A 20,013-nucleotide genomic window follows, 5' to 3' on the forward strand; every position below is an offset into this window, starting at 1 on the left:
GCCGGACAACCGCCACGTTCAGTTCCACCCTTGCCGCAGATCGCGAAAGCGTCTGGCTGTCGGCGACATCGCTCGCGGGATTGCGGCGCGAGATGATGCCGCTGCTTGCGATGACCGCGCCGTCCGGGATCGAACGGCTGACCGATGTTCCGATGACGCCCGGCAGGCCGCTGTTCCACAGCCGGCTGTTGCTTGGCGGCCTGATCCCAACCGGGACCAGCGCGCTCACGCTGGAATCGCTCGATCCCGGATCGGGGTTCGTCGAATGCTCGCCGATGACCGGAATGGCGCACTGGCGGCACGAGCGGCGCATCGTCGCGCACGGCACGGGGTGCAGGGTTACCGATAAGCTCACGTTCGAACCGCGCTTCCTGCCCCGGTTGACGGCCGGCCTGATCCGCATATTCTTCCACCATCGACATCGCCGCCTCAGGCGCGTGTTCGGAGACCGCGCATGACCAGCCCCATTTCGCTCACCCTGCTGCCCGTGACGCACGATCTGGGCGGGTTCAGCGTGCGCCGCGTGCTGCCGCAAAAGGCGCGCGCGATGGTCGGCCCGTTCATCTTCGTCGACGAGTTCGGCCCCGCGCAACTCGATATCGGGCGCGACCTCGGCGTACGCCCGCATCCGCATATCGGGCTGGCGACGGTCACCTATCTGTTCACCGGCGCGATCGATCATCGCGATTCTCTGGGCACCTTCCAGACCATCCACCCTGGCGAGGTCAATCTGATGACCGCCGGGCGCGGCATCGTCCATTCCGAGCGCAGCCCGGCGGACGAGATGGCCGGCGGCGCGAAGCTGTTCGGCATGCAGACCTGGCTGGCGCTGCCCGACGGCCAGGAAGACGCAGACCCCGCGTTCGAGAACATCGGCTGCGCGGACCTGCCGACGATCGACGGCGGCGGTGCATCGGCCAAGGTGATCATGGGCTCGCTCTGGGGCAAGACCGCGCCCACGACCTGCCACAGCCCGACGATCTATGCCGATATCGTGCTCCGGCCGGGCGGATCGATCCCGATCGACAGCGAGGCGGACGAGCGGGCGGTGATGCTGGTCGAGGGCGATGCGGCGCTCGACGGGCTGCCGCTCGAGCCGTATCTGCTCTACCTGATCGCGCCCGGCGCAAAGCCGAAGCTGGACAGCATCGGCGGCGGCCGCGCGATGCTGCTGGGCGGAGCGGCGTTCGGATCGGAACGGCACATCTGGTGGAACTTCGTCGGCTCGTCGAACGCGCGCATCCAAGAGGCCGCCGAGCGCTGGAATGCTGGGGCCTTCCCCAAGGTGCCCGGCGACGAACTCGAGTTCATCCCGATTCCGGAGGTTCCATTGACGCGGGGGCGGACGTGAAAGCGCGCGCATGATGGACCTCCCCCTCACCCGCATCGCGTTGCCCACCGGGGTCGAACTCGACGTCGCGATCACCGGCCCTGCAGACGCACCGCCGCTGATCCTGCTGCACGGCTTTCCCGAATCGCACCGCACCTGGCGCTACGTGATGGCGCATTTTGCCGACCGCTACCGGCTGATCGCCCCAGACCAGCGCGGCTTTGCGGGATCGTCCAAGCCTGAAGGCGTGCAAGCTTATCAGCCGAAGAATATGGTCGCTGACCTGCTGGCGCTGGCAGATCATCTGGGCGTCGACACGTTTACCCTGGTCGGCCACGACTGGGGCGGCGCGATCGCCTGGATGGCAGCACTCAACCATCCTGACAGGGTGAAGCGCCTGATCATGGCCAACGCCGCACACCCGTTCACCTATCAGAAGGCGCTGTTCGACGACCCCGACCAGCGCGCCTCTGCACAATACATCACCGAGATGCGCCGACCGGATTTCGAGGAGATCGTCGAGCAGATGGGCTGGGACGCCTACTTCGACTCGCGCTTCGCCGAGCCCAGTGCCGTCAGCCGGATCACTCCGCAAGAACGCTCGATCTACCTCGCGCAATGGCAGACGCCGGGTGCGTTCACCGCGATGGTCAACTGGTACCGCGCCAGCCCGCTGATCGTCCCGCCGCTGCAAGGCGAGATTGATCGCCCCGCATACCTCGACCGCCCCTTCCCGCCGGTCACCCAGCCGACTTTGCTCTATTGGGCGATGGACGACTATGCGCTGCGACCCTCCTTGCTCGACGGTATCGAAACGCTGGTGCCAGATCTCACGCTGGTGAAGGCTCCCGGCGGGCATTTCGTGCCGTGGGAACAGCCCGACGCGCTGATCGCGGCGATAGAGGGATTTCTGGCAGCGCGTTGAGCCCACACCACCCCTGAGCCCGTCGAGGGCCCCGCGCCATCCTCAGCCCCCACTACAATCGCTCTCCGGCGAAAGCCGGAGCCCAGGGGTCGTGTAGAGCCTCGGCTGCCCATCGCAGCCCCCCTTCTTCGCGCCTTCGCGCGAAACAAAAAGGGGGCTCACGCACAGACGCGATACCGCGAAGGGGTTGTCAATCGCCGCAAGGCTCTCCCTAATCCCCATCCCACTTCCGTCATCCTGAACTCGTTTCAGGACCCATCGCGCCCCAAAGAGCCGAAGCCGCTTGGGGAGAAATGAGCCCTGAAACAAGTTCAAGGGAATGATGTGATTTTGAGTTGAGGGTGGCGCGTGGCCTTCGACAGGCTCAGGCTGCGCGGGTGGTGGCGGCTTTGGAGCATTTCTGTCAGAAAGTTGCCATTCAGCAAACGTTTAGAGTTTCGGACGCCGTGAGGCGTCGGAAAGTCGACGGTGCCCGAACCCGCGGTCGTCAGGTGCTGATGTCTATGGGGATTTCGATTTTGGGCTTGTGGGAGCAGCGGTGGGTGCTGCCGATAAGCGGACGGAACTGAAAGCGGACTGGCTGCTTTTGGGGTGACGAGCGGGTTGCCGTAAATCGGACCGTCCGATTTTGGAGGGCGCAGGTCTGCTTTTGGTGGGTGATGGCGCAGTGCTCTGTGCTCCCCGAAGCACGGTCGCTTCGGGGCCGGTTGAAGGCAGGCCGTGCCGGGTCACGACGATGTTCTCCCGGATGCGTTGACAGGATGCGGTGGTGCGCGCGGCTGATATCTGCGCTCGAAAGTCTCGATGATGACCATGCTGCCACCGCAGCACGGGCACGGTGGCCGATGGTCCGGCGGATCGACAGCCGTGTCATCGATGGCAGGTGGCGCAACCGCCAGCAGTCGGCGGGCGTGTTCGAGATGGGCCTTGCGGGTCGCACCGGCCAGCAGCCCGTAATGGCGTATCCGGTGGAACCCGCGTGGCAGGTTGTGCAGCAGGAAGCGACGGATGAACTCGTCGGCGCCTAAGGTCATGTCCTGCTGGCGCTGCGCGCCATTGCGGCGATAATCCTTGTAGCGGAACGTGACGCCTTCACTGTCGAAGCGGAGGATGCGGCTGTTCGAGATGGCGACGCGGTGGGTATAGCGCGCCAGATAGGCGAGCACCGCCTCAGGTCCTGCAAAGGGCGGCTTGGCATAGACCACCCAGCGCTTTCTGCGGACCGGTGACAGATGACGCAGAAAGGCCCGCCGCTCGGCGAGATGCGCCAGGCTGCCGAAGAACCCGAGCTTGCCGGCATCGTGGAGCGCGATCAGCCGCGTGAGGAACAGGCGGCGGAACAGGGCGCCCAGGACACGGACGGGCAGAAGAAAGGCCGGGCGCGCAGATATCCAGCGCTCGCCATCACGCGCGATACCGCCGCCGGGCACGATCATATGGACATGCGGATGATGGGTAAGCGCCGAGCCCCAGGTGTGGAGTACAGCGGTAATGCCGATACGTGCGCCCAGATGCCTGGGGTCGGCGGCGATGGTCAGCATCGTCTGGGAGGCGGCCTTGAACAGCAGGTCATAGAGCAGCGCCTTGTTGTGGAACGCAATGGCGCTGACCTGTGCCGGGAGCGTGAACACGACGTGGAAATAGCCCACCGGCAACAGGTCGGCCTCGCGCTCGGCCAGCCAGGTACGCGCGGCTGCTCCCTGGCACTTGGGGCAATGCCGGTTGCGACAGCTGTTATAGGCGATCCGCCAATGCCCGCAGTCTGTGCAGGCTTCGACGTGACCGCCCATTGTAGCGGTGCGGCAATGCTCGACGGCCGACATGATCTTGAGCTGGTGCAGGCTCAGATGCCCGGCATGGGCAATGCGATAGCCAGGCCCTGCAACGCGGAAGATGTCGGCCACCTCTATGGAGGTGCGCACCGGGCCTCAGCCGTCGGGCACCTGCGCGGTGGATGAGGTCAAGGCCAGCCTGTCGAGCGGACTGATCACCGCTCGCATCGTCTTGGTTGCCACCTGTGTGTAGAAAGCGGTGGTGTTAAGCTTGGCATGGCCCAGCAACGCCTGGATGACGCGGATATCGACCCCGTCCTCCAGCAGATGGGTGGCGAAGCTGTGCCGCAAGGTGTGCGGGCCGACCCGCCTTGTGATGTCCGCTGCCTCGGCTGCCTCGACGACGACGCGATACAGCTGCCGGGTGCTGATCGGCAGCAGCGCGCTTCTGCCTGGGAAAAGCCAGCTGTCTGCATGCAACACGCCCTGTTGTCGTCCGGCGCGCCACCACTCGCGCAGCAGCACGAGCAGGCCTTCGGGCAGCATGGCGTTGCGATATCGGCCACCCTTGCCACGCTCGATACGCAGCACCATGCGCTTGCTGTCGATGTCGCGCACCTTGAGCGCCGAGACCTCGCCGACGCGCAGTCCCGCGCCATAGGCAACCGACAGCGCTGCCTGATGCTTGAGGCAGGTCGTGGCCTCCAGCAACCGCTTCACCTCGTCCTGGGTCAGCACCACGGGGATCTTGCGGGCGTGCGAAGTGCGCACCAGCTTGCGCGCCAGATCGGGCCGATCCAGCGTGTGGGTGAAGAAGAACCGCAGCGCTGCAACTATGCTGTTCATCGTCGGCACCGGAACGCCGGTCTCGCGTTGGTCGATCTGGAAGCGCCGCAGATCCTCTGCAGTTGCCGTGTGCGGCGAGCGTCCCAGCCATGTGGCGAAACGTCCAACATCGCGGATATAGTTGCGCTGCGTCTCGCGGCTGAAGCGCCGCATGTTCATGTCCTCGATCAACCGCTGGCGCAGCGGGCTGACCGTACCGATCGCTATAAGCTCGTTCATCGTTCGACTCCTCAGGTTGAAGGAGTCGAAATGGTCTGCCCACCACGGACACTGTTCAATCCAGGCGCTGCGCCCGCGCCGTCAGCTTAGCTTCACCCCAAACACCACTCCCGCGAAGCGGGTTCGTGCAACGACCCCATTGCTGACTTCAGAATCTTGCGGCAGAAGTGAAGGATGCGAGTTTGTTTATCTCTAACCGTCGCGCTAATGGCGATTTCATGTTCGTCGAACAGCTCCGCAGACTCGAAGTTCGTTCGTTTGGATGATCTACGAATTGGTGGTGATATCGACACAGTTATATTAGATGACGCATTACGTCGACTCGATCCAGAAGAACGCAAAACCTATGATCGGTATGATGAGACAGCAGGGTTCTATTTCGAGGGACAAACGAAACATTGCATAGTGATTGTCGTGTTGCGACGCGGTGTTCTCATTCATCGTCCGTCGCCCGCATTCTGCTACGACAAAACCACCAATAAGTTCCTAGGCCGACTCTGACGATACGGCAGCATTCCACCCATTTCCGGCCATTCAGCCCCCTCATTCCGGGCGACAAAAGCGGACGCGATCTGACCCGCTAGGGCAAGGCTCCCATCACCCCATCCACCGCACCCACGCGCCATGCGCCTGCGCCTCGCCCAGCAGGTGCGGTTCGCCGCCACCTGGCCAGTATCGCACCTTCAATTCATGCCGGAACGTAGCGCGGTTTGTCTCCAGCGCGATCCACGCCAGCGGGCGCTCCGCCGTCGCCGCGGCGCCGGCTTCGGCCATCGCGCGTTCGATCATCGCCTGCCGCTCGGCGGGGATGTACTGCCAGACGATCGAGTGCATCAGCACCCGCGTCACCCCGGCCTCCTGCGGTTCGGCCAACCGCGCCGCAATCCAGTCGGCGGCGTCGGCCTGGACCAGATCGACCTGGCGTTCGCGGATCATCGCGATGCCTGCCTCCATGCGTTCGAACCGCGCGTGCGCCTCGGGCCAGATATAGGCGATCAGCCGGTCGGCGGCGGCATTGTCGCGCACGTCGACCGGCTGGATGTCGCAGCCGCGCACGTTGGCGATCTTGAAAGGCATCGCAGGTGGCGGCGGGCCCTGCCAGTCGGGGCGGATCGTGCAGGGCGCGCCTGCAGGCCCGCAGGCGACGCCGCCCAGATCATAGCCATAGCGGTCGATCAGCAGGTTCATTCCCGCGCTCGACCCGATTTCGTTGAGTTCGAACACCCCTGTCGTGCGGCTCGCCAGCCAGTGCAGCGCGGCGACGAAGCTCGACGAGCGCCCCGCCTCGTTGGTCTGCGGCGGGCCATCGAACCACGATAGCAGTTCGGCATCGTGCCGAGCGACGACATCGGCGACGATGGCGTCCACCGAGTCCTGCGCGTGGACCTCCCGGGCGTAGACCGCCCCCAGTTCGGGGGCCTCCCCCTTGCGGAACAGATGGTGCAGCCCGCCCGCCAGCCGCAGCGGCATCGCATCGGCGAGCACATCGCCTGGCCAGTTCGCAATCCGCGCACCGCAGGCAGTGCCGCCCCGCGCCAGAGCGATCAGTGCGCGGCAGACCGCCGCCGTCGCGGGCGCGTCGTTAGCCGCCGCATGATCGGCTTGTTCGCCGATCTTCCGTTCGATTTCGTCGCGCCGCTCCATATTGCCCTTTGGCCTGCTTGCCCCTACATGCCGCCACCATGGCCGACACGCTGATCTTTGCAATCCCCAAGGGGCGAATCCTCGACGATGCGCTGCCCGTGCTCGCGCGGGTGGGAATAGAGCCTGCGGCGGAGTTCCACGATCCCAAGAACCGCTCGCTGCGGTTTGGCACCAACCGCGCCGATATGGACATCATCCGCGTGCGCGCGTTCGATGTCGCGACCTTCGTGGCGCATGGGGCAGCGCAGATCGGCATCGTCGGCTCGGACGTGATCGACGAGTTCGATTATTCGGACCTGTACGCCCCGGTGGACCTCAATTTCGGCCATTGCCGCCTGTCGGTGGCAGAGCCCGTCGACGAGGCCGGCGAGCGCCAGCCGCGCCCGTCGCACATCCGCGTCGCGACCAAATACCCCAACATCACCCGCCGCCATTTCGAGCGGCAGGGCGTGCAGGCCGAGTGCGTCAAACTGAACGGCGCGATGGAGCTCGCGCCCTCGCTGGGTCTCGCGCGGCAGATCGTCGATCTGGTGGAATCGGGCCGCACCTTGAAGGACAACGGCCTGGTCGAAACCGAGGTCATCACCCAGGTTTCTGCGCGGCTGATCGTCAACCGCGCCGCGCTCAAGAAGGATCACGCGCGGCTTGGCCCGCTGATGTCCGCGTTCCGCGATCTTGCCGCCGAACAGAGGCAGGCGGCATGACGCTGCGGCTTTCCACCCGTGACACGGATTTCGCCAAGGCGTTCGACCGGTTGGTGCGCGGACGGCGCGAGAGCGACATCGAGGTCAGCCGCGACGTCACTGCGATCATTGCTGACGTCAAGGCGCGCGGCGATGCGGCGCTGATCGAATACACCTCGCGCTTCGATGGCCACAGCCTGCCAGGCGGCGGCTGGAGCATCGGCAAGGATGCGTGCGCTGCGGCCTATGCAGAGCTGAGCGACGAGCTGCGCACCGCGCTCGATCTCGCCGCTACCCGCATCCGCGCCTATCACGAGGCACAGCTTCCCGAAGACCGCGACTATACCGATGCCGCAGGCGTTCGCCTGGGCGCGCGCTGGACCGCGGTCGATGCGGCCGGACTGTACGTCCCGGGTGGCCGCGCGGCCTATCCGTCCTCGCTGCTGATGAACGCGATCCCCGCCAAGGTGGCAGGGGTCGAGCGGCTGGTGGTGGTGACCCCGACCCCCAAGGGCGTGATCAATCCGCTGGTGCTGGCAGCAGCGCATCTGGCGGGCGTCGACGAAATCTGGCGGATCGGCGGCGCGCAGGCGGTTGCGGCGCTGGCCTATGGCACGGATACGATCCGTGCGGTCGACGTCATCACCGGCCCCGGAAACGCCTGGGTGGCAGAGGCCAAGCGCCAGCTTTATGGCGTGGTCGGCATCGACATGGTCGCAGGCCCGTCCGAGATCGTCGTGGTCGCCGATGCGAAGAACGACCCCGAATGGATCGCAGCCGATCTGCTCAGCCAGTCCGAGCATGACCCGACCAGCCAGTCGATCCTGTTCACCGATGACGCAGGATTTGCCGATATCGTCGCAGATGTGGTCGGCGTGCAATTGGCCTCGCTCTCGACCGAAAAGGTCGCGACGAAGGCGTGGGAAGACAATGGCGCGATCATCGTGGTCGATAGCCTTGAAGACGCGATGCCCTTGGTCAACCGCCTTGCCGCCGAGCATCTCGAGCTTGCGGTCACTGATCCGCAGGCGCTGTTCGCCAAGGTGAAGCACGCCGGATCGGTTTTCCTCGGCCGTCTGACGCCAGAGGCCGTGGGCGATTATGTCGCCGGGCCCAACCATGTGCTTCCCACCGGCCGGCGCGCACGTTTTTCTTCCGGGCTGTCGGTGCTCGATTTCATGAAGCGCACCAGCTTTATCGAGCTTGGCCGCGAAGGCCTGCAGGCGATCGGCCCTGCGGCGGTGGCGCTCGCCGAGATGGAGGGCCTGCCCGCGCATGCCGACAGCGTCCGGCGCCGCCTGACATGATGGAACCCAGATGAACCCGAAATCCCAATCCCGTTCCGCCGCGCGGCTTGCCGCGGTCCAGGCGCTGTACCAGCACACGATGGAGGAAACGCCCATCGCGCAGCTGCTGCACGAATTCCACATGCACCGGCTGGGCGCGGAAATCGAAGACGATCAGTATGCCGATGCGGATGTCGATTTCTTCGACGACATCGTGCAGGGCACCACCGCGCGGCTGGTCGAGATCGACGGGCTGATCGAGGCCAAGCTCGCCAGCGGCTGGTCGCTGACCCGGCTCGACCGCACGCTGCACCAGATCCTGCGCGCGGGCGCCTATGAGCTGCTCGCGCGGCGCGACGTGCCGGTGGGTAGCGTGATCAACGAATATCTCGATGTCGCGCACGCGTTCTTCGATGCCAAGGACACGCGCTTTGCCAACGGGCTGCTCGACGCGATCGCCAAAGATGTGCGGGCTTAACCGGTTATCTCCGTCATTCCCGCAAACGCGGGAATCCCGCTTCGGCGGGAACCTGAAGAAGAAGCGGGACCTACGCCTGCGCGAGGGTGACGAAAGAGGCAAGGTTGGTCGATCTTGACCACCGAGCCCGCCTATATCGACCTTCTCCGCAGCATCGCGACCGATCCGGCAGCGCGGAGGCTGGCCGACGATGCAGCGGTGCTGACCATCGGCAAGCAGTCCCTCGTCCTGACCAAGGACATGCTCGCCCAGGGCGTGCATTTCCTCCCCGATGACCCGCCTGCCGATGTCGCGTGGAAGCTGGTCGCGGCGAACGTCTCCGATCTTGCTGCCAAGGGCGCCACCCCGCTGGCCTGCCTCACCGGGCACACGCTCAGCGGTGATGCGGCGTGGGACAGCGCGTTTGTTCAGGGGCTGGGCGAAGCGCTTGACCATTACGGCATGCTGCTGATCGGCGGCGACACGATCAGCGCGGCGGCAGGCGCGCCGCGCGTGCTCTCGCTGACCGCGATCGGGCTGCCCTCGGTGCCGGTGCCGCCCTCGCGGTCCGGAGCGCTGGCAAGCGACGGACTGTTCGTCACCGGCACCATCGGCGATGGCTGGGCCGGGCTGCAACTGCTGCAGGCGGGCAGGACCGAACCCCGCTCGCTGATCAGCGCCTATCGCCGCCCGCAGGCCCGCATCGCCGACGGCCGCGCGCTGGCGCAGATCGCCCACGCGATGATGGACGTGTCCGACGGGCTGCTGATCGATGCCGCGCGGATGGCCGACGCCTCGGGGCTGGGCGTCAAGATCGATCTGGCCAAGGTGCCGCTGTCCGAAGATTTCGTCGGGGCGTTCGCGGCGGACCAGGACGCAGCGCTTTCAGCGGCCACCGGAGGCGATGATTATCAGTTGCTTTTCGCCGCCGATGGACAGGCGCATCTGCCGGTACCGGCCGTGCGTGTCGGAGGCTTTGCCGAGGGCTCGGGCCTCACGATCAGCTGGAACGGAATGCCGGTCGACCTGCCGGCAAAACTTGGTTGGCTGCACGGCTGAAGCCGCCGATCCTCACTAACTTTATTAAGTTGCGCCCCCGCAAACCCCGCTTATACCTATGCGCCGGGACGCTGACGTTCATGTGAAGGGCGCGGTGATCACCGACCTTGGCCAACAGGCCTTCGCTTTTTTGGGGGAGCGACGCATGAATGTTGTTTTGATAGCCATCCTGTGTGGGGTGGTTGCAGTTCTGTACGGTATCATCACCAGCCGCCAGGTCCTCAGCCAGTCACCTGGCAACGCAAGAATGCAGGAAATCGGCGCCGCCATCCAGGAAGGCGCACAGGCCTATCTCGGCCGCCAGTATCGCACCATCGCCATCGTCGGGGTCGTCGTGCTCGCGCTCGTCTGGGCGCTGCTCGACAAGTTCGGCAATCCTGTCTCCGCCATCGGCTTTCTGCTCGGCGCGGTGCTCTCGGGCGTGGCAGGCTATATCGGCATGAACATCTCGGTCCGCGCCAACATGCGCACCGCGCAAGCCGCCAGCGTCTCGCTGCAGGCCGGCCTCACGCTTGCGTTCCGCGCGGGCGCGATCACCGGCATGCTCGTGGCTGGGCTCGGATTGCTCGCCACTGCAGGCTATTTCTATTATCTCTACGCGATCGCAGGCCATGGTCTGAGCGATCCCGAAGACCGCAACATCGTCAACGGTCTCGTCGCACTCGCTTTCGGCGCCTCGCTGATCTCGATCTTCGCGCGACTGGGCGGCGGCATCTTCACCAAGGCAGCAGACGTCGGCGCCGACCTCGTCGGCAAGGTCGAGGCCGGAATTCCCGAGGATGACCCGCGCAACCCCGCCGTCATCGCCGATAACGTCGGCGACAATGTCGGCGACTGCGCCGGGATGGCCGCCGACCTTTTCGAAACCTATGTCGTCACCATCGGCGTTACCATGGTCGCGATTGCGCTGCTGGTTGCAGGTGACGATACGGCCTTGCTGCCGCTGGTCGGCCTTCCGCTCGGCATCTGCGGGCTTTGCATCATCACCTCGATCATCGGCACCTATTTCGTCCGGCTGGGATCGTCCAACTCGATCATGGGCGCGATGTACAAGGGCTTTGCGGTCACCGCAGTGCTCTCGGCCATCGGGCTGTATTTCGTCACCGATGCCATCATCGGCATGGGCAGCGCCTATTCGCTCAAGCCCGAAGAGGGCGTGATCACCCAGACCTTCACCGGCATGGACCTGTATCTCACGATGCTGGTCGGCCTGGGCGTTACCGGGCTGATCATCTGGATCACCGAATACTACACCGGGACCAACTACCGCCCGGTGCGCTCGATCGCCAAGGCATCGGAAACCGGGCACGGCACCAACGTCATCCAGGGTCTGGCGATCAGCCTCGAGGCGACCGCGCTGCCGACGCTGCTGATCGTCGTCGCCGTGATCGTCGCGCATCAACTGGCAGGGGTCGTCGGCATCGCCTTTGCCGCAACCGCGATGCTCGCGCTCGCGGGCATGGTCGTTGCGCTGGACGCTTATGGTCCGGTCACCGACAACGCAGGCGGCATCGCCGAAATGGCGGGGCTGGACGACAGCGTGCGTGAAAAGACCGATGCGCTCGATGCAGTGGGCAACACCACCAAGGCCGTGACCAAGGGCTATGCCATCGGTTCGGCCGGGCTTGCCGCTCTGGTGCTGTTCGGCGCGTACACGACCGACCTCAAGGAGTTCTTCCCTGATGTGCCGGTCGATTTCTCGCTCTCCAACCCGTATGTCATCGTCGGACTGCTGCTGGGCGCGTTGCTGCCCTATCTGTTCGGCGCCATGGGCATGACCGCAGTGGGCCGTGCCGCAGGTGCGGTGGTCGAGGAAGTGCGCGAGCAGTTCCGCACCAATCCCGGCATCATGCTGGGAACCTCGAAGCCCGATTACGCCCGCACGGTCGATCTGGTCACCAAGGCTGCAATCAAGGAGATGATTATCCCGTCGCTGCTTCCGGTGCTCGCACCGATCGTGGTGTACTACGTGATCACCGCCGTGGCAGGCCAGGCCAACGGCTTTGCCGCGCTGGGCGCTCTGCTGCTGGGCGTGATCGTCTCCGGCCTGTTCGTTGCCCTCTCGATGACCTCGGGCGGCGGCGCATGGGACAATGCCAAGAAGTACATCGAGGATGGCCATCATGGCGGCAAGGGATCGGATGCGCACAAGGCGGCGGTCACCGGCGACACCGTGGGCGATCCCTACAAGGACACCGCCGGCCCTGCGGTCAATCCGATGATCAAGATCACCAACATCGTGGCCTTGCTTCTGCTCGCGGCGCTTGCAGCGGGCTGAGGCTTGCGTTAGCCTCTTCAATCGAACGACAACTCGCCCCGCCGGTCCATTCCGGCGGGGCTTTTTCTTGCCCGTAGCGCCGCGACATGCTCGCCGTACACGCTTAACGGGTTAACCAATGCACTTAAGCTGTTGTTTCGATGTCTGGGCCTATAGCATCCCCGGGGGGTCCGTGAACGTTGCGGACTGATACAGGACTGCTTTAGCCGCATGGATCAGGGCTTGGTCATGGCCGCATCGACACCCGCCACGGCGGATGCAGGCGCGGTGCGTCTGACGATGCTCGACCCTGCCGCGCTGGATGCGGCGTTTCTGCGCAGCTGGCGCCTGCTCGCCGATGCAGCCAGCGAGCCCAATGTCTTTCACGCTCCCGAGTTTCTGGTCCCGGCCATCGCGCATTGCGATGCGCTGCGCCGCGCGCAGATCGCCGCGCTGCATGTCGATGGCCAATTGTGCGGCCTGATGCCGATCGCGCGCGAGAAGCATTATGGCCGCTGGCCTGTGCCGCACAGCCAGAACTGGCGCCACCCCAACTGCTTCCTCGGCACGCCTCTGGTGCGGCCAGGGCATGAGAGCGCATTCTGGCAGGCAATTCTCGCCGATCTGGACCGCGACCCCGGCGCGGGGCTGTTCCTTCACCTCTATGGCATCGCAACCGACGGTCCGGTGTTTGCCGCGCTGGAGCAAGTGTGCGCGCGGCAGAAACGCGCCTGCGCCATCGCGCTGGCCGAGGAGCGCGCGATGCTGGCGACCACGCTGGACGGACAGACCTATTACGAGCAGGTGGTGCGCAAGAAGAAGCGCAAGGAGCTCGCGCGGTTGCGCAACCGGCTGACAGAGCTGGGCACGGTCGAGACCGTCCAGGGCTGCGATACCGAAGGTCTCAACGCCTGGCTGGACGAATTCCTGGCGCTGGAGCAATCGGGCTGGAAAGGCCGCAACGGCTCGGCGCTCGCCGACATGGCGGAGACTCTCGCGCTGTTTCGCGAGGCGGCGCGTGCCGCGCATCAAGCCGGACGGCTGCACCTCATTGCGATGCGGCTCGACGGGCAAGCGATCGCGATGCTGGTCAATTTCCTCAGCCCGCCGGGCGGCTTTTCGTTCAAGACCGCCTTTGCCGAGGACTATGCCCGCTTCTCGCCCGGGGTGCTGCTGCAGATCGACAATCTCGACATCCTCAAGGACTATGGCCTCGCCTGGATGGACAGTTGCGCTGCCGAGGGCCATCCCATGATCGACAGCCTATGGGCCGAACGCCGCCATGTCGCGCGGGTGTCGGTGGCGCTCAAGGGCTATGGCCGCCCTGCCCTGTTCGGCCTGTTCCGCCAGGGCGAACGTTTCATGGACCGCCGCCGCGCCGCCGCCGCGGGCGATCCCAAGCCTTCCCATTCCGTGGAGAATGATGATGACTGACCAGCCCCATCCGGACCACTTTGCAGGCGCGCTGACCGGTGCGGTGTTCACCGGCGATGCCAAGGCGCGCTTTGCGCTGTGCTATCCCGAAACCCCGCACGTGCTCAGCCACTGTTTGTTGCAGCACCCGCTGCTCGATCTGGAAGCTTTGGCGCTGCTGGGGGAATCGCTGCCCGAAAAGTCGCTCGAGTACAATCGCGGCGACCTGCCGATCGGCATCCGCCCTGAAGACGTGCCCTCGAACGGTATGAGCATCGGCGAGACGATCCGCAGCATCGACAGCGCCAACAGCTGGTGCGTGCTCAAGAACATAGAGCAGATCCCCGCCTATCGCGATCTGCTGCTGACGCTGCTGGGCGAACTTGAGGACGTCACCAGCGGGACGACCGGTGAGATGCTGCGGCCCGAAGGCTTCATCTTCGTCTCGTCACCCGGATCAATGACCCCCTATCATTTCGATCCCGAGCACAACATCCTGCTGCAGCTGCGTGGCTGGAAGACGATGACCGTGTTCCCCGCAGGCGATCCGCGCTTTGCCGCACCTGAGGCGCATGAGGCGTATCACTCGGGTGGCGGCCCGCGCAACCTGCCGTGGGACGATGCCTTCGCGCTGCACGGCACCGATTACCGGCTGGAGCCCGGCCAGGCTATCTTCGTTCCCGTCATGTCGCCGCATTACGTCCGCAATGGCGACAGGCCCTCGATCTCGCTCTCGATCACCTGGCGATCGGAATGGAGCTATGCCGAAACCGATGCGCACGCGATGAACAGCGTGCTGCGCCGGTTCGGCCTCAACCCTTCCCCGCCGCGGCGCTATCCGGTGAACAACGCGGTCAAGTCGTTAGGCTATCGCGTGCTGCGCAAGCTCGGGCTCGATTGAGCGCACCTGCGGCGCGCAGTGACTGGACCTGAAGCGGTTTTTCGCACACAGGTCGGTGCATGTCCGATCGCCTGAGCATCCTGTTCCAGCACCTGCTTCCCAAGCAGCTGGTCACCACGCTTGCCGGGCGCGTCGCCGGAGCGCGCGGCGGCGGCGCGACCACCCGGCTGATCCGCTGGTTCGTCGCCCGCTACCGGGTCGACATGAGCGAGGCCGAGAACCCCGATATCGCAAGCTATGCCAGCTTCAATGACTTCTTCACCCGCCCGCTGCGCCCGGGCGTGCGCCCGCTGGCAGCGGCCGATTTTGTCTGTCCGGTCGATGGCGCGATCAGCCAGCTGGGCGATATCGATGATCATCACATCGTCCAGGCCAAGGGCCACCGCTATACCATCACCGATCTGGTCGGCGGCGATGCGACCCTGGCAGAGCAGTTCCGCCACGGCCGTTTTGCGAACCTCTACCTCTCGCCGCGCGACTATCACCGGCTGCACATGCCCTGTGACGGCAGGCTGATGCGGATGATCCATGTTCCAGGCGCGCTCTATTCGGTAAACCCGGTCACCGCACGCGGGGTGCCCAATCTGTTCGCGCGCAACGAGCGCGTGGTGTGCGTGTTCGATTCGCCCGAACATGGGCAATTCGTGATGGTGCTGGTCGGCGCGACCGTGGTGGGCAGCATGGCGACACCCTGGCACGGCGTGGTCAACGCGGTGCGCACCGGCAGGCCCTCGCATTGGGACTATACCGATCAGGCGGTCACGCTTGCCAAGGGCGAGGAGATGGGCCGCTTCCTACTGGGATCGACGGTGATCATGCTTTTCCGCCCGGGTGCGGTCGCGCTCAACCCGGACTGGACACCCGAACGGCCGGTGCGCCTCGGCGAAATGATGGGCAACGCCCCGCGCTGACCCGCGCGGGCGTTGCGCGTACCGATCAGAGATACTGGTCGAGCGCCTTGAAGATGTCGCGAATCCCCTGCAGGTCGCTGGTCTCGCGCAGCTTGGCGATCGCGGGCTTCACCTCCAGCACATAGTCCTGCACCCCGCCGTCCCATTGCTTGAGCTCGCCGCCGATCGAGCGGATGAAGCCGATCGCTGCGTGGTTTTCCGCCAGCGTCTGGATGTCGAGCACCTGCAGCTGCTCGGCGCAGCAGTTGATCAGCAGCACCGCGGTCAGCATCCGTCCCAGCCCGATGCCGTGAAAATCATCGAGGATCGCGACCGAAAACTCGCCCGACCTTTGCTCATCGGTGCTACGGATCGCGTGCACCGCGCCGATAGCCGGGTTGTCCGCCCCATCCAGATGGATCGCGCCCCACGCGATGTGGTCGTGCCCGTCGGCGTCGACCAGCCGCGCGATGACGCTGTCAGAGGGCATCGGCTGCAGCGAGAAGAAGCGCAGATAGCGCGATTGGGTTGAAAGGTGCGCGATGCCTTCTCGCATCTGCTCGGCATCGCTGCTGCGGATCGAGCGGATGCAGATGCTCTTGCCGTCGCTGGCGGTGGTGTGAATGATCTGGTCGATGAACTCGCCGGTGTTCTGTTTGCCCATCGCGTATCGCCCTTGCGCATGCCCAAGCCCGCTGGTGCCGATCGACACGCTTCAAGAGGTCGGTCGCATGGCCCGAATGTCAAGGGACGGTAGCTGCCGCCGCTGCACATTTCGCGCTTGGGGTGCGCAAAGGCCATTCCAGCCTAGCAATCTGCAGCGCGCAGACGATATAGCATCAGGCCTTGTTCCCTGGCCCATTAGCCTCGCCCATCGGAAGGTTCTCCCGCGAATGCCTACCCTCCCCCTCCCCCTCGCCGCCGACACCCCAGTGCAGCACAGCCGCGCCGAGACCGTCGAGCTGCTGACCCAGATCGAGCAAAGGCTGCGCTGGCTGTCGTCGTGGATGATCCACAACGCCAACACGCTGCGCGAGAAACGCGACGGGCTCAAGGTCGGCGGGCACCAGGCAAGCTGCGCATCGATGACTGCGATCATGGCGGCGCTGTATTTCCATGCTCTGCGCCCGCAGGACAAAGTCGCGGTCAAGCCGCATGCCGGGCCCGTGCTCCACGCCATCCATTATCTGCTGGACGAGCAGACCCGCGAGAAGATGGAGCGCTTCCGCGGGCTTGGCGGGGTACAGAGTTACCCCTCGCGCACCAAGGACAGCATCCCGGTGGATTTTTCGACCGGATCGGTGGGCCTTGGGGTTGCGGTCACCGCCTTTTCGTCGCTGGTGCAGGATTATCTAATCGCGCACGGCCAGATGCGCGAGGAGCAATCGGGCCGGATGATCGCGCTGATGGGCGATGCCGAGCTCGACGAGGGCAATATCTACGAATGCCTGATCGAGGGCTACAAGCACGATCTGCGCAACTGCTGGTGGGTGGTCGATTACAACCGCCAGTCGCTCGATGCGACCACCGCTGACCGCATGTTCCGCCGCTTCGACGATATCTTCGAGACCTGCGGCTGGCGCGTCGTCACGCTCAAGCACGGCAAGCTGCAGCGCGCCGCGTTCAAGCGCCCCGGCGGCAAGGCGCTGGAGGACTGGATCGAGACTTGCCCCAACGCCGATTTTGCCGCCCTGACCTATCTCGGCGGAGCGGCGTGGCGCGAGCGGCTGATGCACGACATCGGCAAGAAGCGCGGCGTGGCCGACCTGCTCGGATCGTTCGACGATGCCGAGCTTGCCCGGCTGATGACCAATCTGGGCGGGCATTGCATCGAAACCCTGCTGGACGCGTTCGACAGCATGGATGACGAGCGGCCCACGCTGCTGATCGCCTATACCGTCAAGGGCTATGGCCTCCCGCTCGCGGGGCACAAGGACAACCATTCGGGCATGATGAACACCGGCCAGATCGAAAGCCTGCGCGATGATCTGGCAATCGCGCCAGGCGAGGAATGGGGCAAATGGTCGGGCCTGGGCGACAATCTTGCGGCCACGCTGCAGGCGTTCGTCGACAGCAGCCCGATCGCCCGCAAACAGGCCGAGCATGCCGCGCCTGCGATCCCCCTCCCCGATCGTCTGCCCGTACCCGAAGGTGCGGAGCAATCGACGCAGGCGGCGTTCGGCAAGGTATTGCACGACCTTGCCAAGTCGAGCGAGCCGCTCGCAGACCGGCTTGTCACCACCGCGCCCGACGTTACGCAGACCACGAACCTTGGCGCGTTCGTCAACCAGCGCGGGCTGTTCCGGCGGCAGGAGCTCGCCGATGTGTTCCAGCGGGTGAAGATCCCCAGCGCGCAGAAATGGTCGGCTCACCGCGCAGGCCAGCATATCGAGCTGGGGATTGCCGAGAACAACTTCTTCCTCGCGCTCGCAGCGCTTGGGCTTGCCGCCCCGCATTTCGGCACCCGGCTGATGCCGGTGGGGACGGTGTATGATCCCTTCATCGCGCGCGGGCTCGATGCGCTCAATTATGGCTGCTATCAGGATTCGCGTTTTCTGCTGGTCGGCACGCCTTCGGGCATCACGCTGGCAGGCGAAGGCGGCGCGCACCAGTCGATCAACACGCCGCTGATCGGCATGGGCCAGCCGGGGCTGGAGAGCTTCGAACCGGCGTTTGCCGACGAGGTCGCGCTGATGATGTGCTGGGCCTTCAGGCACATGCAGGCGGATGGCGGCAGCTCGGTCTATCTGCGGCTCACCACACGGGTGATCGAGCAGGTCGCGCGCGACAGCAGCGCCTGGGAAGAGGATGCAATCGCGGGCGCTTATTGGCTGCGCGAACCTGCGGGCCCGGCGGAAGCCGCGATCGCCTTTTGCGGCGCGGTGGCGCCCGAGGCTATGGCGGCGTGGGAAGCGCTCAGCGACGACATTCCCGGGCTCGGGCTGCTTGCCGTGACCTCGCCCGACCGGCTGCACCGCGACTGGTCCGCCCAGCGCGCGGCACGCTGGACCGGCAAGGCGCAGGGGCCCAGCCATATCGAGCGGCTGCTGGGCGCGCTCGGTCCCGATGCGGGTCTGGTCACGGTGCTCGATGGTTCGCCTTCGGCGCTCTCGTGGCTGGGCGGTGTGCATGGCCATCGCGTCAGCCCGCTGGGCACCGATCGCTTCGGCCAGACCGGCGACCTGCCCGATCTCTATCGCACCTACAGGCTCGATAACGAGGCGATCATCGATGCGATGGCCGACCTGCTGCTGCAGCGCGGGTGAGGACGGACGCGCGATGAGCCAATGGCGGCTGGCAGCCGAAATCGACGATATCCGGCAGCCGCTGCTGGCCGAGCGCGATCGTTCCGCGATGTGCGCCATCGCGACACTGGTCGAGATATCCGGTCCAGCGCCGCGCGACATTGGCGCGCAGATGCTGATCACCGAAGACCATCACTGGGGCTTTCTGTCGGGCGGGTGCATCGAGGCCGATGTTGCGGCCCATGGCCGCGCGGCGATGGCCGATGGCGCACCCAGGCTGCTGCGCTATGGCGAGGGCAGCCCGTGGATCGACATCAAGCTGGCCTGCGGATCGGGGATCCTGGTGCTGGTCGAACCGCTGGCGACAAGCGACCCAGCGGTCGCGACACTGCTCAGCGGCTTTGCCGAGCGCACGCCGGTGCTGTGGTCGAGCGACGGGCGCGTGCGCGCTGCGCGGCCTGGCGGTGATGCACCCGACCGGGCCTGGGATGGATCGCGCTTCGCCAGGCTGTTCGAGCCTGCACTGCGGCTGGTGATCATCGGCGAGGATGCCTCGGCGCTGGCGAGCGCCGGGCTGGCGCGGCAGATGGGGCTGGATGTCGTGCTGGTCACACCCAATGGCCCTGAGGCAGCCCCGTTCGACGGCATCGGCTATCAGCGCGGTGCCCCGGCGGATGCGCTCGACGCAATCGGGCTCGACCGCTGGACTGCGGTCGCGGTGATGTCGCACGACCGCGAGGACGACGAGCAGGGCCTGGCGTACGCGCTCAAGTCGGATGCGTTCTACGTCGGCGCCATCGGCGCACGCGCGCGGCTGGAGATGCGGCGCGACAAATTGCGCGGCCATGGCGTGGGCGAAACCGCCATCGCCAGGCTGCACGCGCCGATCGGGCTTCAGGGCTTCGGCAAGGCGCCGCGCGATATCGCGCTGTCGCTGGTCGCCGACGTGGCGCGCGAGTTCCATGCGCGCTCGGCGGTCAGCAGGTCTGCCGGTGAATCGATGTCGAGTATCGCGCCGATATCGTCGGTCGGCAGATAGCCGATATCGCTGCGCTGCCTGAGACCGAACGCTGCCCCCTGATCGCC

General features: G+C 65.5%; 17 protein-coding genes. 13 read left to right on the forward strand and 4 right to left on the reverse strand.

From position 1 onward, the window contains the following. Positions 1-92 precede the first annotated feature (92 nt). The 3 genes from B5J99_RS16615 to B5J99_RS16625 are packed head-to-tail and all read left to right on the forward strand — an operon-like array spanning position 93 to position 2,255. Positions 93-458, forward strand: coding sequence for a hypothetical protein (locus tag B5J99_RS16615; RefSeq protein ID WP_117353030.1), 366 nt, complete (start codon positions 93-95; stop codon positions 456-458). Continuing rightward, complete coding sequence (locus tag B5J99_RS16620) at positions 455-1,351, forward strand: pirin family protein (RefSeq protein ID WP_117353031.1); 897 nt, start codon at positions 455-457, stop codon at positions 1,349-1,351. The genes B5J99_RS16615 and B5J99_RS16620 overlap by 4 nt, the downstream gene beginning before the upstream one ends. Before the next feature lie 10 nt (positions 1,352-1,361). Beyond that, positions 1,362-2,255 (forward strand): alpha/beta fold hydrolase, encoded by an 894-nt coding sequence (locus B5J99_RS16625; protein WP_117353032.1) that lies wholly within the window; start codon positions 1,362-1,364, stop codon positions 2,253-2,255. 728 nt (positions 2,256-2,983) lie between these two features. Here B5J99_RS16625 and B5J99_RS16630 read toward each other — a convergent pair. The 3 genes from B5J99_RS16630 to B5J99_RS16640 all read right to left on the reverse strand — a co-directional run bounded on the left by B5J99_RS16630 (position 2,984) and on the right by B5J99_RS16640 (position 6,736). Continuing rightward, positions 2,984-4,177 carry an IS91 family transposase gene (locus B5J99_RS16630; RefSeq protein WP_117351966.1) on the reverse strand — a complete coding sequence of 398 codons (1,194 nt, stop codon included), beginning with the start codon at positions 4,175-4,177 and terminating at the stop codon, positions 2,984-2,986. Between the two features lie 6 nt (positions 4,178-4,183). Next, positions 4,184-5,092 (reverse strand): tyrosine-type recombinase/integrase, encoded by a 909-nt coding sequence (locus B5J99_RS16635; RefSeq protein WP_117351965.1) that lies wholly within the window; start codon positions 5,090-5,092, stop codon positions 4,184-4,186. A gap of 597 nt (positions 5,093-5,689) precedes the next feature. Then, positions 5,690-6,736: a DUF2332 domain-containing protein gene (locus B5J99_RS16640; protein WP_117353033.1), complete on the reverse strand. Its 1,047-nt coding sequence runs from the start codon at positions 6,734-6,736 to the stop codon at positions 5,690-5,692. A 38-nt stretch (positions 6,737-6,774) separates the two neighbouring features. Between B5J99_RS16640 and hisG the strand changes: the two genes are divergently transcribed. The 8 genes from hisG (at position 6,775) to asd (ending at position 15,703) form a co-directional block, all read left to right on the forward strand. Continuing rightward, positions 6,775-7,440 carry an ATP phosphoribosyltransferase gene (gene hisG, locus B5J99_RS16645; protein ID WP_054134610.1) on the forward strand — a complete coding sequence of 222 codons (666 nt, stop codon included), beginning with the start codon at positions 6,775-6,777 and terminating at the stop codon, positions 7,438-7,440. Then, on the forward strand, positions 7,437-8,726 hold the full coding sequence (gene hisD / locus B5J99_RS16650) for a histidinol dehydrogenase (protein ID WP_117353034.1): 1,290 nt from the start codon (positions 7,437-7,439) through the stop codon (positions 8,724-8,726). Before hisG ends, hisD begins: the two co-directional genes overlap by 4 nt. 10 nt (positions 8,727-8,736) lie before the next feature. Continuing rightward, positions 8,737-9,183, forward strand: coding sequence for a transcription antitermination factor NusB (gene nusB, locus B5J99_RS16655; protein WP_054134612.1), 447 nt, complete (start codon positions 8,737-8,739; stop codon positions 9,181-9,183). A gap of 114 nt (positions 9,184-9,297) precedes the next feature. Continuing rightward, a complete protein-coding gene (thiL, locus tag B5J99_RS16660) occupies positions 9,298-10,221 on the forward strand; it encodes a thiamine-phosphate kinase (protein WP_117353035.1) in 924 nt (307 codons plus the stop codon). A gap of 145 nt (positions 10,222-10,366) precedes the next feature. Then, entirely contained in the window at positions 10,367-12,499 is a 2,133-nt protein-coding gene (locus B5J99_RS16665) for a sodium-translocating pyrophosphatase (protein WP_069051795.1), read from the forward strand. A gap of 228 nt (positions 12,500-12,727) precedes the next feature. Next, positions 12,728-13,912 (forward strand): GNAT family N-acetyltransferase, encoded by a 1,185-nt coding sequence (locus tag B5J99_RS16670; RefSeq protein WP_245991665.1) that lies wholly within the window; start codon positions 12,728-12,730, stop codon positions 13,910-13,912. Further along, positions 13,905-14,792 (forward strand): cupin-like domain-containing protein, encoded by an 888-nt coding sequence (locus B5J99_RS16675; protein ID WP_117353576.1) that lies wholly within the window; start codon positions 13,905-13,907, stop codon positions 14,790-14,792. The genes B5J99_RS16670 and B5J99_RS16675 overlap by 8 nt, the downstream gene beginning before the upstream one ends. A gap of 59 nt (positions 14,793-14,851) precedes the next feature. Further along, positions 14,852-15,703 (forward strand): archaetidylserine decarboxylase, encoded by an 852-nt coding sequence (asd, locus tag B5J99_RS16680; RefSeq protein ID WP_117353036.1) that lies wholly within the window; start codon positions 14,852-14,854, stop codon positions 15,701-15,703. A gap of 25 nt (positions 15,704-15,728) precedes the next feature. Here the strand turns inward: asd and B5J99_RS16685 are convergent, their stop codons facing one another. Next, the gene (locus B5J99_RS16685) at positions 15,729-16,346 is read right to left on the reverse strand and encodes a GNAT family N-acetyltransferase (protein WP_117353577.1); all 618 of its coding nucleotides are present in this window, start codon (positions 16,344-16,346) and stop codon (positions 15,729-15,731) included. Between the two features lie 229 nt (positions 16,347-16,575). On the opposite strand from B5J99_RS16685, the gene B5J99_RS16690 reads away from it, so the two are divergent. Then, positions 16,576-18,948 (forward strand): transketolase, encoded by a 2,373-nt coding sequence (locus tag B5J99_RS16690; RefSeq protein ID WP_117353037.1) that lies wholly within the window; start codon positions 16,576-16,578, stop codon positions 18,946-18,948. Further along, entirely contained in the window at positions 18,914-19,966 is a 1,053-nt protein-coding gene (locus tag B5J99_RS16695; protein WP_245991666.1) for an XdhC family protein, read from the forward strand. The genes B5J99_RS16690 and B5J99_RS16695 overlap by 35 nt, the downstream gene beginning before the upstream one ends. Positions 19,967-20,013: the final 47 nt, after the last annotated feature.

Source organism: Blastomonas fulva (assembly GCF_003431825.1).
Taxonomy (GTDB): Bacteria; Pseudomonadota; Alphaproteobacteria; order Sphingomonadales; family Sphingomonadaceae; genus Blastomonas; species Blastomonas fulva.

Excerpts from the sequence above, each read along its gene's own strand:
- B5J99_RS16665 (WP_069051795.1), top strand. The coding sequence starts at position 10,367 with ATGAATGTTGTTTTGATAGCCATCCTGTGTGGGGTGGTTGCAGTTCTG.
- B5J99_RS16620 (WP_117353031.1), top strand. The coding sequence starts at position 455 with ATGACCAGCCCCATTTCGCTCACCCTGCTGCCCGTGACGCACGATCTG.
- B5J99_RS16625 (WP_117353032.1), top strand. The coding sequence starts at position 1,362 with ATGATGGACCTCCCCCTCACCCGCATCGCGTTGCCCACCGGGGTCGAA.
- B5J99_RS16685 (WP_117353577.1), bottom strand. The coding sequence starts at position 16,346 with ATGGGCAAACAGAACACCGGCGAGTTCATCGACCAGATCATTCACACC.
- B5J99_RS16675 (WP_117353576.1), top strand. The coding sequence starts at position 13,905 with ATGACTGACCAGCCCCATCCGGACCACTTTGCAGGCGCGCTGACCGGT.
- B5J99_RS16695 (WP_245991666.1), top strand. The coding sequence starts at position 18,914 with ATGCGATGGCCGACCTGCTGCTGCAGCGCGGGTGAGGACGGACGCGCG.
- B5J99_RS16670 (WP_245991665.1), top strand. The coding sequence starts at position 12,728 with ATGGCCGCATCGACACCCGCCACGGCGGATGCAGGCGCGGTGCGTCTG.
- B5J99_RS16640 (WP_117353033.1), bottom strand. The coding sequence starts at position 6,736 with ATGGAGCGGCGCGACGAAATCGAACGGAAGATCGGCGAACAAGCCGAT.
- B5J99_RS16615 (WP_117353030.1), top strand. The coding sequence starts at position 93 with ATGATGCCGCTGCTTGCGATGACCGCGCCGTCCGGGATCGAACGGCTG.
- hisG (WP_054134610.1), top strand. The coding sequence starts at position 6,775 with ATGGCCGACACGCTGATCTTTGCAATCCCCAAGGGGCGAATCCTCGAC.
- nusB (WP_054134612.1), top strand. The coding sequence starts at position 8,737 with ATGAACCCGAAATCCCAATCCCGTTCCGCCGCGCGGCTTGCCGCGGTC.
- B5J99_RS16690 (WP_117353037.1), top strand. The coding sequence starts at position 16,576 with ATGCCTACCCTCCCCCTCCCCCTCGCCGCCGACACCCCAGTGCAGCAC.
- asd (WP_117353036.1), top strand. The coding sequence starts at position 14,852 with ATGTCCGATCGCCTGAGCATCCTGTTCCAGCACCTGCTTCCCAAGCAG.
- hisD (WP_117353034.1), top strand. The coding sequence starts at position 7,437 with ATGACGCTGCGGCTTTCCACCCGTGACACGGATTTCGCCAAGGCGTTC.
- B5J99_RS16635 (WP_117351965.1), bottom strand. The coding sequence starts at position 5,092 with ATGAACGAGCTTATAGCGATCGGTACGGTCAGCCCGCTGCGCCAGCGG.